General features: G+C 39.2%; 15 protein-coding genes. All 15 read left to right on the top strand.

Translation table 11 applies throughout. The features are described 5' to 3' along the window. Positions 1 to 21 precede the first annotated feature (21 nt). The 15 genes from BHF69_RS04590 to rbfA all read left to right on the top strand — a co-directional run bounded on the left by BHF69_RS04590 (position 22) and on the right by rbfA (position 16,532). Positions 22 to 1,308 carry a homoserine dehydrogenase gene (locus BHF69_RS04590; RefSeq protein WP_075669904.1) on the top strand — a complete coding sequence of 429 codons (1,287 nt, stop codon included), beginning with the start codon at positions 22 to 24 and terminating at the stop codon, positions 1,306 to 1,308. 74 nt (positions 1,309 to 1,382) lie between these two features. Beyond that, a complete protein-coding gene (gene pyrH, locus BHF69_RS04585; RefSeq protein WP_075671677.1) occupies positions 1,383 to 2,078 on the top strand; it encodes a UMP kinase in 696 nt (231 codons plus the stop codon). Between the two features lie 26 nt (positions 2,079 to 2,104). Next, a complete protein-coding gene (gene frr / locus BHF69_RS04580; RefSeq protein WP_075669903.1) occupies positions 2,105 to 2,650 on the top strand; it encodes a ribosome recycling factor in 546 nt (181 codons plus the stop codon). A gap of 99 nt (positions 2,651 to 2,749) precedes the next feature. Further along, a complete protein-coding gene (locus BHF69_RS04575; protein WP_075669902.1) occupies positions 2,750 to 3,457 on the top strand; it encodes an isoprenyl transferase in 708 nt (235 codons plus the stop codon). A gap of 10 nt (positions 3,458 to 3,467) precedes the next feature. Beyond that, positions 3,468 to 4,280 carry a phosphatidate cytidylyltransferase gene (locus BHF69_RS04570; protein WP_075669901.1) on the top strand — a complete coding sequence of 271 codons (813 nt, stop codon included), beginning with the start codon at positions 3,468 to 3,470 and terminating at the stop codon, positions 4,278 to 4,280. A gap of 26 nt (positions 4,281 to 4,306) precedes the next feature. Beyond that, positions 4,307 to 5,350, top strand: a complete 1,044-nt coding sequence (gene rseP / locus BHF69_RS04565; protein WP_075669900.1) for an RIP metalloprotease RseP — start codon at positions 4,307 to 4,309, stop codon at positions 5,348 to 5,350. 13 nt (positions 5,351 to 5,363) lie between these two features. After that, complete coding sequence (gene ispG / locus BHF69_RS04560) at positions 5,364 to 6,428, top strand: flavodoxin-dependent (E)-4-hydroxy-3-methylbut-2-enyl-diphosphate synthase (protein ID WP_075669899.1); 1,065 nt, start codon at positions 5,364 to 5,366, stop codon at positions 6,426 to 6,428. After that, positions 6,429 to 10,805 (top strand): PolC-type DNA polymerase III, encoded by a 4,377-nt coding sequence (locus tag BHF69_RS04555; RefSeq protein ID WP_075669898.1) that lies wholly within the window; start codon positions 6,429 to 6,431, stop codon positions 10,803 to 10,805. It abuts the gene before it with no gap. Positions 10,806 to 10,845: 40 nt separating this feature from the next. Beyond that, positions 10,846 to 11,496: a metallophosphoesterase gene (locus BHF69_RS04550; RefSeq protein ID WP_075669897.1), complete on the top strand. Its 651-nt coding sequence runs from the start codon at positions 10,846 to 10,848 to the stop codon at positions 11,494 to 11,496. Positions 11,497 to 11,671: 175 nt separating this feature from the next. After that, a complete protein-coding gene (gene rimP, locus BHF69_RS04545; protein ID WP_075669896.1) occupies positions 11,672 to 12,136 on the top strand; it encodes a ribosome maturation factor RimP in 465 nt (154 codons plus the stop codon). 15 nt (positions 12,137 to 12,151) lie between these two features. Beyond that, positions 12,152 to 13,294, top strand: coding sequence for a transcription termination factor NusA (nusA, locus tag BHF69_RS04540; protein ID WP_075669895.1), 1,143 nt, complete (start codon positions 12,152 to 12,154; stop codon positions 13,292 to 13,294). 5 nt (positions 13,295 to 13,299) lie between these two features. Beyond that, on the top strand, positions 13,300 to 13,563 hold the full coding sequence (gene rnpM / locus BHF69_RS04535; protein ID WP_075669894.1) for an RNase P modulator RnpM: 264 nt from the start codon (positions 13,300 to 13,302) through the stop codon (positions 13,561 to 13,563). Further along, positions 13,556 to 13,861: a ribosomal L7Ae/L30e/S12e/Gadd45 family protein gene (locus BHF69_RS04530; RefSeq protein ID WP_330393065.1), complete on the top strand. Its 306-nt coding sequence runs from the start codon at positions 13,556 to 13,558 to the stop codon at positions 13,859 to 13,861. Before rnpM ends, BHF69_RS04530 begins: the two co-directional genes overlap by 8 nt. A gap of 26 nt (positions 13,862 to 13,887) precedes the next feature. Next, the gene (gene infB, locus BHF69_RS04525) at positions 13,888 to 16,146 is read left to right on the top strand and encodes a translation initiation factor IF-2 (RefSeq protein WP_242946115.1); all 2,259 of its coding nucleotides are present in this window, start codon (positions 13,888 to 13,890) and stop codon (positions 16,144 to 16,146) included. 32 nt (positions 16,147 to 16,178) lie between these two features. After that, positions 16,179 to 16,532, top strand: coding sequence for a 30S ribosome-binding factor RbfA (rbfA, locus tag BHF69_RS04520; RefSeq protein WP_075669892.1), 354 nt, complete (start codon positions 16,179 to 16,181; stop codon positions 16,530 to 16,532). Positions 16,533 to 16,534: the final 2 nt, after the last annotated feature.

Here is a 16,534-nt window from a genome sequence, read left to right as displayed (position 1 = left end):
AGAAAGACTAGGAGGTTTACCATGGGTAAGAAAGATACCATTCATTTGGCCGTTTTAGGCGCAGGTACTGTAGGTACCGGTGTATATAAAGTAATTAAAAATCTGGAAGAAGATATGATTCACAAGATTGGAGGAAATCTGGTCATCTCTAAAATTCTTGTCAGAGATGCATCTAAGAAGCGAGATGGTATTGATACTTCTTTATTAACGGATCAATGGGAAGAAATTGTAAACGATAAAGACATTGATATTATTGTAGAAGTAATGGGCGGAATCGAACCTGCCAAAACTTATATTACCGAAGCATTGCAGGCTGGAAAAAGTGTTGTTACTGCTAATAAAGATTTAATGGCAGAACACGGTAAAGAGTTATTGGATTTGGCAGAATCAAATGGATGTGATTTAATGTTTGAAGCATCTGTTGCCGGAGGAATTCCAATTCTCCGTCCTCTAAAGCATTGCCTTGCAGCTAATCATATGACAGAGGTCGTTGGAATTGTAAATGGAACAACCAATTTTATTTTAAGTAAAATGACAGATGAAGGCGTTGGCTTTGAAGAGACATTAAAACTGGCGCAGGATTTAGGCTATGCAGAAGCAGATCCAACTGCTGACGTGGAAGGATTAGATGCTGCCAGAAAAGTTGCCATTATGGCATCTATTGCTTTTAATTCCAGAGTGACATTTGAAGATGTCTATACAGAAGGTATTACGGAAATTACTGCGAAGGATATTGAATATGCAAAAGATATGGATTGTGTCATCAAATTATTAGGTGTTGCCAAGAATACAGAAGATGGAATTGAAGTAAGAGTACATCCGATGCTGATTGATAAGCATCACCCCCTGGCATCTGTGAACGATTCTTTTAACGCTGTCTTCGTTCACGGTGATGCAATTGATGATGCCATGTTCTATGGCCGTGGGGCGGGCGAATTGCCGACAGCCAGCGCAGTAGTAGGAGATGTTATCGAGACAGCCCGTAATATTCAGAATCAGTGTACTGGTCAGATTGCATGTACCTGCTATAAGAACATTCCGATTAAACCGATGTCAGAAATCGTAAGCCGTTATTTCGTAAGACTTCGTGTAGAAGACAGAGCAGGGACACTTGCCAGCATCGCCAGTGTATTTGGCAATAATCATGTCAGCATTGCTAAAATTGTCCAGAAGAATAAGAAAGATAATTACGCTGAGATCGTAGTAATTACAGATGACGTCAAAGAAAAGGACATCACTAATTCACTTACTATTTTAAAAACCATGCCCCTTGTTGAAAAAATTTCAAACGTAATACGGGTATACTAGATTGTTCTGGGTGTTTGTGGTATAATCGATAATAATGAATCTAGATGAGGTGTAAGATGAAAGATATAAAAGACATGAAGAGAATCCTCTTAAAATTAAGTGGAGAAGCACTAGCAGGACCGAATAAAAGAGGTTTTGATGAAGCAACTTGTATTGATGTTGCAAGGCAGATTAAGGAAGTCGTTGACTCTGGTGTTCAGGTTGCCATTGTCATTGGCGGAGGAAATTTCTGGAGAGGTCGCACCAGCGAGCATATGGATCGTACCAAAGCGGATCAGATCGGAATGTTGGCAACTGTTATGAACTGTATTTATGTAGCAGACATGTGTCGTCAGACAGGATTAAAGACAAAAGTTTTCACTCCATTTGTATGCGGTTCTTTTGCAGAAGTATTTTCTAAGGATGCAGCCGTAGAGGCTCTGGAGCAGGGAATGGTAACTTTCTTTGCAGGTGGAACAGGACATCCGTACTTTTCTACTGATACCGCAACAGCCCTTCGTGCAATTGAAATTAAAGCAGATGCCATTCTTCTGGCAAAGGCAATCGATGGTGTCTATGACAGTGATCCAAAAATAAACAAAGATGCTATCAAATATGACCGAATTACTTTAGATGAGGTATTGGATCAGAAGCTTGCAGTTATCGATTTGACGGCAACGATCATGTGTCTGGAGAATCAGATGCCTCTGGCAGTATTTGGACTCAATGAGGATAATAGTATTGTGAATACATTCAACGGAGAGTTTCATGGAACTTATGTTGATGCATAGAAATTGAAAATACAGGAGGAACAACCATGTTAACAAAATTTGATGAAAAGATGAAAAAGTCTTTAAACAGCTTGATCAATGAATATTCTACTATTCGTGCAGGACGTGCCAATCCGCACATTTTGGATAAAATTAAAGTAGATTATTATGGTGCACCAACACCATTACAGCAGGTTGCTAATATTTCTGTTCCAGAAGCAAGAATGATTACCATTCAGCCATGGGAAGCAAGCCTGGTAAAACCAATTGAAAAAGCGATTATGTGTTCTGATATTGGAATCAACCCAAACAACGATGGAAAGATCATTCGCTTAAATTTCCCTGAATTAACAGAAGAACGTCGTAAGGACCTGGTAAAAGATGTAAAGAAAAAAGGCGAAAGTGCAAAGGTTGCCGTTCGTAATATCAGAAGAGATGCCAATGAATTCTTAAAGAAACAACATAAGGCAAGTGAGATTACCGAGGATGAATTAAAAGATTACGAAGAAGATGTTCAGAAGATGACAGATAAATTCATCAAGCAGATCGATGCAGAAATCGAAAAGAAATCCAAAGAAATTTTGACTGTCTAGTCTTACACAAGAGAAAAGCAACTGAAAAACAGGGTGTGTCCTTATGACTGGGCAACCCTGTTTTATGATGTTCATTGATAAGAGGAACAGGAGGAAGAGATGTCAGAACTTAAGATTCCTCAGCACGTTGCCATCATTTTGGATGGAAACGGTCGCTGGGCAAAGAAAAGAATGCTTCCAAGAAATATGGGGCATGTTCAGGGAGCCAAAACGGTAGAGCAGATTATTGAAGATGCTCACGATCTTGGAATAAAATATTTGACCGTCTATGCCTTTTCTACTGAAAACTGGAAACGGCCAAAGGACGAAGTGGATGCGTTAATGAAACTGTTAAAAGATTATCTGAAGAACTGCATCAAACGTGCCAATAAAAATAATATGCGTGTACGTGTGATTGGAGATAAAACCGGATTGGAACCTTCTATTCAGGAAAAAATCCAGGAACTAGAAGAAATTTCCAGCCAAAATACTGGTATTAATTTTACCATTGCAATCAACTATGGAAGCCGGGATGAAATGATTCGTGCCATGAGAAAGCTGATGACAGACTGTAAGAACGGAGATATTTTACCAGATGAAATCTCTGAAGACGTTTTTGCACATTATCTTGACACTAGTGACTTACCAGATCCAGACCTGTTGATTCGTACCAGTGGAGAAGTTCGCCTGTCTAATTATCTGCTATGGCAACTAGCTTATACAGAATTTTATTTTACAGATGTGTTTTGGCCTGATTTTAACAAAGAAGAACTCGTAAAGGCCATTGAATATTATAACGGAAGAGACCGCCGATTTGGCGCAGTATAGGAGTGATAACATGTTTAAATTACGATTATTTAGCGGTATTTTACTGCTGGTAGCTACCGTCGCAACTTTATATTTTGGTGGAGTTGTAACATTTGCTGTCCTGACCATGATTTCACTAATTGGTGTGAATGAATTACTAAGAATCTTTCAAATGGAAAAATCTGCAATGGCAGTCATTGTCTATTGTGCAACTATATTATATTACCTAATGTTACTATTTAATGTAGGAAACTGGGGATTTACATTCCTGATCGCAGTACTGATCTTTTTATTGGGATGCTACGTATTCTGCTATCCAAAATATCATGCACATCAGCTGATGGCATCCTTTTTCAGCCTTATCTATGTCAGCATTATGATGTCTTACATCTATCAGCTGCGAATTCTTCCAAATGGAGGAGAATTTGTAGTATTGATTTTCCTTGCGGCCTGGGGAACGGATACCTTTGCCTACTGTACAGGAATGTTAATTGGAAAGCATAAGATGACACCATTATTAAGCCCGAAAAAAACCATCGAGGGTGCTATCGGCGGACTTGTAGGAACAGCTTTGTTAGGTGTACTATATGGATTCTTGATTGCAAATAAATTACGCCTTGACTTTAATCCAATGGTGATTTTCCCTATTGTATGTGTTGTAGGAGGCGTAATATCCATGATCGGTGATCTGGCTGCATCTGCTATCAAACGTAATTTTGATATTAAAGACTATGGCACATTAATTCCAGGCCATGGAGGAATTCTGGATCGATTTGACAGCATTATTATCGTCGCACCAATTGTGTATCTGTTGATCGCAATGCTGACAGGTGCAACATTATAACTTGGAAAGAAAGCAGGTAATATTTTTTGAAGATCATTATTGCATTTTTTATATTTGGCGCCATCATTTTATTTCATGAACTGGGACATTTTCTTCTTGCTAAGAAAAACGGTATTCGTGTTGAAGAATTTTGTCTGGGATTGGGACCTACCATCATCGGAAAACAGATAGGAGAGACTTTTTATAGTCTGAAACTGCTTCCTTTTGGTGGTGCCTGTATGATGACTGGCGAGGATGAGGAAAGTCCAGATGAACGAGCTTTTGGCAACAAATCTGTTCCTGCGCGAATGTCTGTTGTTTTTGCTGGACCATTCTTTAATTTTATTATGGCATTTGTTCTCTCTCTGGTTTTGATCAGTCTGACAGGCAGTGATGTCCCTGTTTTAAGTAGGGTAGAACCAAATTCTCCTGCTTATGAAGCTGGATTGAAAAAAGGAGATGAGATTACAAAGATTGCAGATTCTCGTGTACACAATTTTCGAGAAATCAGTTACTATCTCATGCTGGAAGGAAAGGGGCATTCCTTTGATGTTGAATATAAAAGAGATGGGGAGGAATATACAACTTCGGTAACACCTGTTTATGATAAGGAAATTGGCAGTTATCGAATTGGGATTCAAAGCAGTGGTTATCAAAAGCTGAATCCTTTGAAAACAATTCAATATAGCATTTATGAAGTCAGATGCCAGATCAAGGTTACTGTCATCAGCTTAAAACAGCTTATCATGGGGCAATTTGGATTAAATGATATATCCGGACCGGTAGGTATTGTGTCCATGATCGGAGACACCTATACTCAGGCACAGAGCTATGGCTGGTTGGTCATCTTAGAATCTATGCTAAGCCTGACCATCTTATTAAGTGCCAATCTAGGCGTTATGAACCTGCTTCCGATACCAGCATTAGATGGCGGAAGATTGGTGTTTCTTCTGATAGAGGGCATCCGTGGGAAAGCTATGGATCCAGATAAAGAAGGCAAGATCCACTATGTCGGATTAATGCTTCTACTCGCAATTATGCTGCTAGTTATGGTGAAAGACATTCGGACACTATTCATTCGTTTTTTATAATTATGAGGTGCGTATGAATCATAGAAATCAAACAAAGGTTATTCGAATTGGAGACCGGGTCATCGGTGGAGGCAATCCTATCCTGATCCAGTCTATGACAAATACAAAAACAGAAGATGTAGAATCAACAGTAGATCAAATTTTAAAGCTGGAGCGTGCAGGATGCGAGATCATTCGCTGCACTGTACCAACTCTGGAGGCTGCAAAAGCGATTGGAGAAATTAAAAAGCAAATTCATATTCCTCTTGTAGCAGATATTCACTTTGATTACAAAATGGCCATTGCAGCTATTGAAAACGGAGCTGATAAGATACGAATCAATCCTGGTAATATCGGATCTGTCGATAAAGTACAGGCAGTTGTAGAGAAAGCAAAAGAATATGGGATCCCGATTCGTATTGGTGTCAACAGTGGCTCCTTGGAAAAATCAATTATTGAAAAATACGGTAAAGTTACTGCCGAAGGCATCGTAGAAAGCGCATTGGATAAAGTAAAACTGATTGAGGACATGGGATATGATAATCTGGTTGTCAGTATTAAATCTTCCGATGTCTTAATGTGTGCCAAGGCTCACGAGCTGATTGCACCTAAAATTTCATATCCAATCCATGTAGGAATCACCGAATCAGGTACTGTATATAGTGGTAACATTAAATCTGCTATTGGACTTGGCATTATCCTTCATATGGGAATTGGCGATACGATTCGCGTTTCCTTAACAGGGGATCCTGTCAATGAAATTGCCAGTGCAAAACTAATCTTAAGAACATTGGGACTCCGTACAGGAGGAATCGAAGTTGTATCCTGTCCGACTTGTGGAAGAACCAATATTGACCTGATCTCACTTGCGAATCAGGTAGAAACCATGGTAACAGATTTTGACCATCTAAACATCAAGGTTGCTGTTATGGGCTGCGTGGTCAATGGACCTGGTGAAGCAAAAGAGGCGGATATTGGTATTGCTGGAGGAATTGGTGAAGGACTTTTGATTAAAAAAGGAGAAATCATCCGAAAAATTCCAGAAGATCAGTTGCTTCAGACATTACGATATGAATTAGAACATTGGGGTGAAAATTAAATGAAACCTTTTTTTGAAGTGTTTCCTGATTTTGAACCGCCATCCGAATTAAAAAGCTATTTTGAATACGTTTCAGTGGAACGAATCGTGATGCATCGAAAATCCAATACTTTGATGATCCATATGGTCAGTTCCAGGCTGATTAAGCGTTTTTACACCTGGAAGATGGAACAATGCATCAGGGAGACTTTTTTTAAAAAAGCATATATTAAAATACGTTTTCATGAGACCTATTCATTATCCAGTCAATATGATTTAGAAAAGCTGACTCAGGAATACTGGGACAGCTTTCTTTTTGAATGGAAAGGAAAAAGTCTGCTTCTTTATAATATCATGCGCCATGCGGCTTGGCATGTAGATGAAGATGTACTGACTCTCGTACTGGAGGATAGCTTTTTGACTAAGAGCAAGGCGGAGGAGATGAAAGAATTCTATGAAACCATTTATCGGGAACGTTTTGGAATGAGAATTCAGATTGGCTTTGATTATCAAAGCGCAGACAGTGAAGCCTTTCGCAGGGAACGAGATCATAAACTGGCTGTAGAAGCGGAATCTATTTTTGAACGTGTGAAGGACAATCGAGAACATCTGGAAGAAAAGGAGAAAAAACAAAGTAAAAAATCTTCTGGAAGCACCTATCAGCAGAGGCGTGCCAACCATAATGATCCGAACCTGATCTATGGACGAAATTGTGATGGAGATACCATTCCTATATCCGAAATCATAGAAGAAATTGGTGAAGTAGTTATCCGTGGTAAAATTTTAGAATTGGAGACCAGAGAAATCCGCAATGAAAAAACCATTATCATGTTTGCGATCACTGATTTTACAGATACGATCAAATGTAAGATCTTTGTAAAAAATGTGGATCTTCCGGATATTTTGGATCTACTCGTAAAAGGGAATTTTTACCGGGTGAAGGGGATGGCACTTTATGATAAATTCGATCACGAAGTCAGTATTACTTCGGTTACTGGCATCAAGTCCATTCCTTCCTTTGTTACGGAACGGGAGGATACCAGTCTGGAAAAACGAGTAGAGCTGCATATGCATACCGTCATGAGTGATATGGATAGTGTCGTAGATATTGGTAAAATTATTAAACGGGCGAAATCCTGGGGACATAAGGCAATTGCCATTACGGACCATGGTGTTCTTCAGGCTTTTCCCATTGCCAATCATGTGCTTCCAAAGGATGATCCATTTAAGATCATCTATGGTGTGGAAGGTTATTTCGTCGATGATCTAAAGGAATTGGTGACAGGGGAACAGGGCCAGACACTGGATGACGATTTTGTCGTATTTGATATCGAAACTACCGGCTTTCATGCAAAAAAAGATAAGATTATCGAAATTGGCGCAGTAAAAATAAAAAATGGAAAGGAAGTTGCCTATTTCAGTGAATTTATCAATCCAGAAATACCAATTCCGTTTAAGATTGAACAGCTTACCAGCATCAACGATGATATGGTAAAGGATGCTCCAAAACTCCATGAAATTCTTCCGAAATTTATGGAGTTTTGTAAAGGATGTATCCTGGTTGCTCATAACGCAGTATTTGATACAGGATTTATAAAAGAAAAAGCCACTGAACTATCCTTGGAATATGACTTTACCGTAGTGGACACTCTTCCACTGGCAAGAGTTTTGCTTACGGATATTGCTAAATTTACACTGGACAATGTATGCAAACGATTGAATATTAAACTGGAAAATCACCACCGGGCGGTGGACGATGCAGGTGCCACTGCAAAGGTATTTTTAGAATTTATAAAAATGTTGCAGGAAAAAGAAATTTATGATCTGAAAGGAATCAATGAACTGGGGGCAGTTTCTCCAGATATCATAAAAAAATCCAGGGCATATCACGGAATTATTCTGATACAGAATGAAACCGGACGGATCAATCTAAACCGTTTGGTTTCTGCCTCTCACCTGGAATATTTCAATCGACGGCCAAGAATGCCTAAGAGTTTGATTCAAAAATATCGGGAAGGCCTGATTCTTGGCTCTGCCTGTGAAGCTGGAGAATTATATCAGGCACTGCTCGATGACCGTTCCGATGAAGAAATTGCAAGAATTGTCAGCTTCTATGATTATCTGGAAATTCAGCCTACTGGCAACAACGCCTTTATGATCGAAAGTGACCGGATTGAGAATGTCAACTCTATAGAAGATATCGAAAATCTAAATCGAAAGATCATAGAACTTGGCGAAAAATTTAACAAACCAGTACTTGCTACTTGTGATGTTCATTTCCTGGACCCGGAAGATGAACTGTATCGAAGAATATTGATGGCAGGGAAAGGATTTAAAGATGCTGACAATCAGGCACCTCTTTATTTTCGTACGACAGAAGAGATGCTAAAAGAATTCTCCTATCTTGGAAGTGAAAAAGCAAAAGAAGTAGTGATTACCAATACAAACCTGATTGCAGATCGCATTGAAAGAGTTTCCCCGGTGCTTCCGGATAAATGTCCGCCCGTCATCGACAAATCGGATGAGCAGCTCCGCGATATTTGTTATACCAAAGCCCATGAAATCTATGGACCAGATCTTCCTGAAATTGTTGTGGAACGTTTGGAACGAGAACTTCATTCCATTATATCCAATGGATTCGCCGTTATGTATATCATTGCACAGCGTCTGGTATGGGATTCTGTAGATCATGGATATCTGGTTGGTTCCCGTGGATCCGTTGGATCCTCCTTTGCCGCAACCATGGCAGGAATTACGGAAGTAAATCCATTACAAGCACATTATATTTGTCCAAACTGTTATTACGTGGATTTTGACTCTGATAAAGTAAAACCCTATGCCAAAAAGGGGATGTCCGGATGTGATATGCCAGATGCAGTATGTCCAAAATGTGGGCATCCACTGAATAAAGAGGGACATGATATTCCTTTTGAAACCTTCCTCGGATTCAAAGGAGATAAAGAACCAGATATTGACTTAAATTTCTCAGGAGATTATCAGGCAAAGGCCCATGCCTATGTGGAGGTAATCTTCGGAAAAGGAAAAGCTTTTCGTGCTGGAACCATCGGTACCCTGGCAGAAAAAACTGCAAAAGGATATGTCTACAAATATTTTGAGGAAAGAGAAATTCATAAAAGACAATGTGAACTGAATCGAATTGCAGTCGGCTGTACCGGTGTAAAGCGAACAACCGGCCAACATCCTGGAGGTATTATTGTAGTACCCCATGACCGTGAAATTTATGAATTTACAGCTCTCCAGCATCCGGCAAATGATGTTAACACTCCGATCATTACAACTCATTTTGAATATCATTCCATTGACCATAACCTGCTGAAGCTTGATATTCTGGGCCATGATGATCCGACCATGATCCGCCGTTTGGAGGATATTACCGGGATTAAGGCAACTACCATTGCTCTGGATGATCCCGATGTTATGTCATTGTTCCATAGTACAAAGGCACTTGGTATTACACCAGACGATATTGGTGGAATCCCCCTTGGCTCTCTTGGTATTCCGGAATTTGGTACGGATTTTGTTATTCAGATGTTAATTGATACAAAGCCAAAAAGCTTTTCCGATCTGATCCGTATTTCTGGTCTTTCTCATGGTACAGATGTATGGCTTGGTAATGCACAGGCCTTGATCGAACAGGGAAAAGCAGAGATTTCCGGTTGTATCTGTACCCGTGATGATATTATGACCTATCTGATCAATCAGGGAATGGAAAAGGGACTTTCTTTTACCATTATGGAATCCGTACGAAAAGGAAAAGGATTAAAGCCAGAATGGGAAGAAGAAATGAAGAAATTTGATGTACCGGACTGGTATATCTGGTCCTGTAAAAAAATCAAATACATGTTCCCTAAAGCACACGCTGCTGCTTATGTTATGATGGCATGGCGGATTGCCTGGTACAAGGTTTTCCATCCATTGGCCTATTATACGGCATTTTTCAGCATTCGGGCTTCCGCCTTTTCCTATGAATATATGTGTCTTGGTAAAGAAAAGCTGGAAGAACATTTAAATGCACTTTTAAAAATGCCGAAAGATCAGACTACAAAGAAGGAACAGGATCTAATCCGCGATATGCGAATTGTACAGGAAATGTATGCCAGAGGCTTTGAATTTATGCCTTTGGATATTTATCGTGCAAGAGATAAAGAATTTCAGATCATTGATGGAAAGATCATGCCGTCTCTAAGCAGTATTGACGGCATGGGTGAAAAGGCTGCAGAGCAGGCTATGCTGGCTGCCAAAGATGGCCCGTATACTTCTTTGGAAAACTTCCGCGACAGAACCAAAGTAAGTAAGACCATTGTTGATAAAATGAAAGAATTAGGAATTTTAAAGGATCTGCCGGAATCTGATCAGTTATCCTTTGATTTCTTATAATAAGAGAAACTGTATATCCACACTAAAAGGAGGTGGTTTCATGTCAATCTATGCAATCAGTGATATTCACGGATGTTATGACATGTTTCTTGAAATGCTTGATAAGATTCAATTTGATGAAACGCGGGACACATTATATATATTGGGTGATATCATGGATCGGGGCCCAAAAGTTCCAGAAATGGTCCGCTGGGTATGGAAACATGAATCAGAACATGTTATTATGTTAAAGGGAAACCATGAGGATATGTTCGCCTCCTACCCGGATCCCGATTATTATACCTTTTACTTCAGTCAGTTTTCTGCAACGGAATTAAACCGACTATTGACCTGGATACCAAAGCTTCCTTTGTACAAAGAAGTAACGGTAGGAGGTATCGATTATGTTCTGGTGCATGCAGGAATCACTGAAGAGATTCTTAAAACAGGAAAGGACCCGGATGAATTTTGTATTTGGGCCCGTAACGAGTTCTATTTTGGCGATGGGATTCCTGGAAAGACCATTGTCTTTGGACATACTCCGATGATGTCCCGTATCATTGATGAGGAAATCACTGTCCATATATGGAAACCAAAAGGGAAGAACCTGATTGGAATTGATACTGGAGCAGTATTTGCAAAAAAATTTGGAGGAAAGCTCTCATGCCTACGCTTAGATGATCAGAAAGAATTTTATGTATATGCAAAATAAGTGTTGTAATTTAATTTTTTCTGTGCTATACTATATGGGAAGTTAATATATGGTAGTTAATAAGAGTGGGCTTTTAGGAGTCCACTCTTATTCGTTACATGGATATTCGTAGATATCCAGTGTTTCTAAGAAATGTCCCACAAGGCGGACTCGAACAAAGAAAGGTGGAATTTCATTGGCAAAACGTGCAGATATCGAAAGCCGTGTTGAATCAATGGTAATGCCGATTATCGAAGAAGGTAATTTTGAATTGGTCGATGTGGAATACGTGAAAGAAGGTTCTAACTATTATTTGCGTATTTATGCTGACAAAGAGGGCGGAATCAACATTGATGACTGCGTTACCATCAGCCGTGCTTTAGAAGCAAAATTAGATGAAGAGGATTTCATTCCGGATGCGTATATCTTAGAGGTAAGCTCTCCTGGACTGGGGCGTCCATTAAAAAAGGAAAAAGATTTTAAACGCAGCGTAGGAAAAGAGATCGATATCAAATTATACAAAGCAATAGATAAACAAAAAGAATTTACAGGTGTTCTGACCGGATATACCGAAGATACTATTACACTGGATATTGATGGAGAAGAACAGACATTTGCTCGCAGAGACTTAGCACTTATTCGATTAGCTTTAAACTTTTAGGAGGATATTTTTACAATGAGTGAATTAATCGAAGCTTTAAATCAATTAGAAAAAGAGAAAGATATTGATAAAGAAGTAATTATGGAAGCAATTGAAGCTTCCCTGGTAGCAGCCTGCAAAAGAGACTTTGGAAAAGCGGATAACGTAAAGGTTTCTATTGACAGAGAAACTGGAGACATGGTTGTACTGGCAGAAAAGGAAGTGGTAGAAGAAGTTCTGGATCCTGCCTTGGAAATCAGTCTTGCCAAAGCACAGGCGATCAATCCAGGATATAATCTTGGAGATATTGTGAATATTGAAATCACACCAAAGAACTTTGGACGTATTGCTGCTCAGCATGCAAGAAGCGTGATTGTACAGAAAATCAAGGAAGAGGAACGAAAAGTAATCTTTAACCACTTCCATTGTAAAGAAAAAGATATCGTAACTGGTGTGGTTCAACGTTATATTGGTGATAATATCAGCATCAGCTTAGATGATAAGACAGATGCTCTCCTGACAAAAAATGAACAGGTAAAGGGTGAAGTATTCAAACCAACCGAACGAATCAAGCTCTATATTATTGAAGTAAAGGATACGAACAAAGGACCTCGAATCCTCGTTTCCAGAACTCATCCAGAGTTAGTGAAACGTTTATTTGAAAAAGAAGTATCTGAAGTTCATGATGGTACTGTAGAGATTAAGAGTATTGCAAGAGAAGCTGGTTCTCGTACAAAGATTGCTGTATGGTCTAACAATGAAGATGTGGATCCAGTTGGTGCCTGTGTAGGAGTAAACGGTGCTCGTGTAAATGCCATCGTAAACGACTTAAAAGGGGAAAAAATTGATATTATTAACTGGAGTGAGGATCCAGAAGTATTGATTGAAAACGCATTAAGCCCATCTAAGGTTATTTCCGTATCTGTAAATGAAGAAGAAAAAACCGCAAGAGTTGTCGTTCCTGATTATCAGCTTTCTCTTGCCATTGGAAAAGAAGGACAAAATGCAAGACTGGCTGCTCGTCTGACTGGATTTAAAATTGACATTAAGAGTGAATCTCAGGCAGAAGAAGAGGCAGAACAAATGGAAGATATCAGCGTAGCTGAGGAAAATGTATCAGAAGAATTTATTAATTTCGATGAAAACGATATGGAAGATATCGCATTAGACGAGGAGTAATTCTTATGAAAAAAGTACCTATGCGGCAGTGTGTGGGCTGCCATAATATGGTGTCAAAACGAGAAATGATCAGAGTCATTAAAACCTCTGATGGACAGATTATACTGGATGCGACTGGAAAGAAGAATGGCCGTGGTGCTTATATCTGTAATTCCAGAGAGTGTCTGGAGAAAGCAATCAAATCCAGAAGTCTGGAACGCTCTTTAAAGGCAGCTATTCCCTCAGAGATTTATGACTCTCTAAAAGAGGAGTTGGACAATATTGAATAAAAAAAGCATTTATTCTCTATTAAGCCTGGCGATGAAAGCAGGAAAAATCGCCAGTGGAGAATTCTGTGTCGAAAAGTCTGTAAAATCTGGTCATTCCTATTTTGTAATTGTCGCGGAAGATGCATCGGATAATACAAAGAAGATGTTTGGTAATATGTGTGACTATTATCAGGTTCCGCTCATATATTTTGGAACTAAAGATGAGCTTGGCCAATGCATTGGAAAAGGCTTCAGAGCCTCACTCTCTGTTGAGGATCCGGGTTTTTCCAAGAGCATGCTAAAAAAGCTTGAGATTTAATGGAAAATATGGAGGTAGAAAACTGGATGAGAGTATATGAACTTGCAAAAAATTTAAATAAAACCAGTAAGGATGTGATTACTGTGTTAAAAGGACATGGAGTAGAAGTTAAAAACCACATGAGTTCCATTTCAGACAGCGATGCAAATAAAGTAAAAGAACATTTTTCACCAAAGAAAAAAGAAGAAAAGAAATCGGAACAGCAAAAAAATAATAAAAAACCGGAACGACGTCCGGATAATAGAAAACGTTCCAATGCAAATGGGAATGCCACTCAGCATCCGAACAAAGGGCAGCAGCCAAAAAGTGGTGAAAACAACAGTGATGGAAAAAAAGGATTTAAAAAGAAAAATAAAAACAATCCAAACCAAAATGGTAAGGATGTTCAAAAAGATTCAGGTAATAATAAGTTTAAAAAGAAAAATAAATTTAAGAATAACAATATGGACAATAAATCACAAAAGAAAAAGAAAAAAACAGGGCCAGGCGCATTCATCAAGCCAGAGCCAGTAAAGAAAGTAGAAGAAAAAGTAGAGTTTGCAAAGATTCCAGAAATCTTAACTTTAAAAGAACTTGCTGAGGCAATCAAAGTTCCTGCCAATGATATCATCAAGAAACTGTTATTAAGTGGCGGTGGTCTTGTCAATCTGAATACCGAACTGGACTTTGAGCGTGCAGAAGAAATTGCAATGGAATATGATGTTATCGTAGAAAAAGAAGAACAGGTTGATGTTATTGAAGAGCTGATCAAAGATGAAGAAGATCCAGAGGAAACTTTAGAAGAACGCCCTCCAGTTGTATGTGTTATGGGACACGTAGACCATGGAAAAACCTCTCTTCTGGATGCCATCCGTTCCACTAGCGTAACCAGCGGTGAAGCAGGTGGAATCACACAGCATATTGGTGCTTCTGTTGTGGAAAATGCAGGACAGAAGATTACTTTCTTAGATACACCTGGTCACGAAGCTTTTACTTCCATGCGAATGAGAGGTGCACAGTCAACAGATATTGCAATTTTAGTTGTTGCTGCCGATGACGGTGTAATGCCTCAGACAGTAGAAGCCATCAACCATGCAAAAGCTGCAGGTGTTGAAATTATCGTAGCTGTCAACAAGATTGACAAAGAAAGCGCCAATGTAGAACGAGTAAAACAGGAATTAACGGAATATGAATTAATTCCAGAAGACTGGGGTGGAAGCACCATCTTTGTTCCAGTTTCCGCTCATACAAAAGAAGGTATCGATGACCTTTTGGAAATGATTCTTTTAACAGCAGAAGTATTGGAATTAAAGGCAAATCCAAATCGTAAGGCAAGAGGTATCGTAATTGAAGCAGAACTCGATAAAGGGCGTGGGCCAGTTGCCACAGTGCTTGTTCAGAAGGGTACTCTTCACGTAGGAGACAGTATTGCCATCGGTAATACCTATGGACACGTTCGTGCCATGGTTGACGATAAGGGACGCAGAGTAAAAACTGCAGGTCCATCTACACCAGTTGAAATCCTTGGTTTAAATGACGTTCCATTTGCCGGTGAAATCTGTATGGCAATGGACAATGAAAAAGAAGCAAGAACGACTGCCGAAGCATTTGTTGCATATAACCGTGAAAAATTATTAGAAAATACAAAATCACAATTATCTTTAGATGATCTGTTTAATCAGATTCAGGCTGGAAGTGTAAAAGAATTAAACTTAGTTGTAAAAGCAGATGTACAGGGTTCTGTAGAAGCAGTCAAACAAAGTCTTGTAAAATTATCCAACGAAGAAGTAACCGTAAAAGTTATCCATGGTGGTGTTGGTGCAATCAATGAGTCTGACGTTATGTTAGCTTCCGCTTCTAACGCCATTATTATCGGATTTAACGTTCGTCCAGATAATACTGCTAAGACAGTAGCAGAACGAGAAAACGTGGATTTACGTCTTTACCGCGTTATTTATAATGCTATCGAAGATATCGAAGCTGCTATGAAAGGAATGCTGGATCCTGTATTTGAAGAAAAAGTAACCGGACATGGAGAAGTCCGTCAGACCTTCCGTGCATCTGGTGTTGGAACCATCGCTGGTACCTACGTACTGGACGGCTCTATTTTCAGGAATTCAAAAGCACGTATTGTTCGTGATGGAATCGTTATTTTTGAAGGAGAACTGGCATCCTTAAAACGTTTCAACGATGATGTAAAGGAAGTTAGAGCAGGATATGAATGTGGTCTTGTATTTGAAAAATATAATGATATCAAAGAGGGAGACCAGATTGAATCCTTTATCATGGAAGAAGTTCCAAGATAGCAATTAGGATTCCCTCTCTCAAGGAGGTATTTATGAGAAAGAACAGTATTAAAAACACAAGAATTAACGGCGAAGTACAGCGCGAACTGAGTAGGATCATCAGTCGAGAAGTGAAAGATCCAAGAATTGCACCTATGACCTCTGTTGTTACTGTAGAAGTAGCTCCAGATTTAAAACAGTGCAAAGCCTATATTAGTGTTCTTGGGAATAAAGAAGCTCAGGAGAATACAATTGCCGGATTAAAAAGCTCTGCAGGATTTATCCGAAGAGAATTGGCGCATTCTATCAATCTTCGAAATACGCCAGAAATCATATTCATCTTAGATCAATCCATAGAATATGGAGTATCTATGTCAAGAAGAATTGATGAATTAAATCAGGAGTAAGG

It is taken from the genome of Anaerostipes sp. 992a, assembly GCF_001940245.1.
Lineage (GTDB): Bacteria > Bacillota > Clostridia > Lachnospirales > Lachnospiraceae > Fimousia.
This window is presented reverse-complemented; position numbering and strand designations above follow the sequence as displayed.

What these genes read in the sequence shown, in the direction of transcription:
- BHF69_RS04555 (WP_075669898.1), top strand. Translation starts at nt 6,429, where the DNA reads ATGAAACCTTTTTTTGAAGTGTTTCCTGATTTTGAACCGCCATCCGAA.
- infB (WP_242946115.1), top strand. Translation starts at nt 13,888, where the DNA reads ATGAGAGTATATGAACTTGCAAAAAATTTAAATAAAACCAGTAAGGAT.
- frr (WP_075669903.1), top strand. Translation starts at nt 2,105, where the DNA reads ATGTTAACAAAATTTGATGAAAAGATGAAAAAGTCTTTAAACAGCTTG.
- BHF69_RS04550 (WP_075669897.1), top strand. Translation starts at nt 10,846, where the DNA reads ATGTCAATCTATGCAATCAGTGATATTCACGGATGTTATGACATGTTT.
- ispG (WP_075669899.1), top strand. Translation starts at nt 5,364, where the DNA reads ATGAATCATAGAAATCAAACAAAGGTTATTCGAATTGGAGACCGGGTC.
- rnpM (WP_075669894.1), top strand. Translation starts at nt 13,300, where the DNA reads ATGAAAAAAGTACCTATGCGGCAGTGTGTGGGCTGCCATAATATGGTG.
- pyrH (WP_075671677.1), top strand. Translation starts at nt 1,383, where the DNA reads ATGAAGAGAATCCTCTTAAAATTAAGTGGAGAAGCACTAGCAGGACCG.
- BHF69_RS04590 (WP_075669904.1), top strand. Translation starts at nt 22, where the DNA reads ATGGGTAAGAAAGATACCATTCATTTGGCCGTTTTAGGCGCAGGTACT.
- BHF69_RS04575 (WP_075669902.1), top strand. Translation starts at nt 2,750, where the DNA reads ATGTCAGAACTTAAGATTCCTCAGCACGTTGCCATCATTTTGGATGGA.
- nusA (WP_075669895.1), top strand. Translation starts at nt 12,152, where the DNA reads ATGAGTGAATTAATCGAAGCTTTAAATCAATTAGAAAAAGAGAAAGAT.
- rbfA (WP_075669892.1), top strand. Translation starts at nt 16,179, where the DNA reads ATGAGAAAGAACAGTATTAAAAACACAAGAATTAACGGCGAAGTACAG.
- BHF69_RS04570 (WP_075669901.1), top strand. Translation starts at nt 3,468, where the DNA reads ATGTTTAAATTACGATTATTTAGCGGTATTTTACTGCTGGTAGCTACC.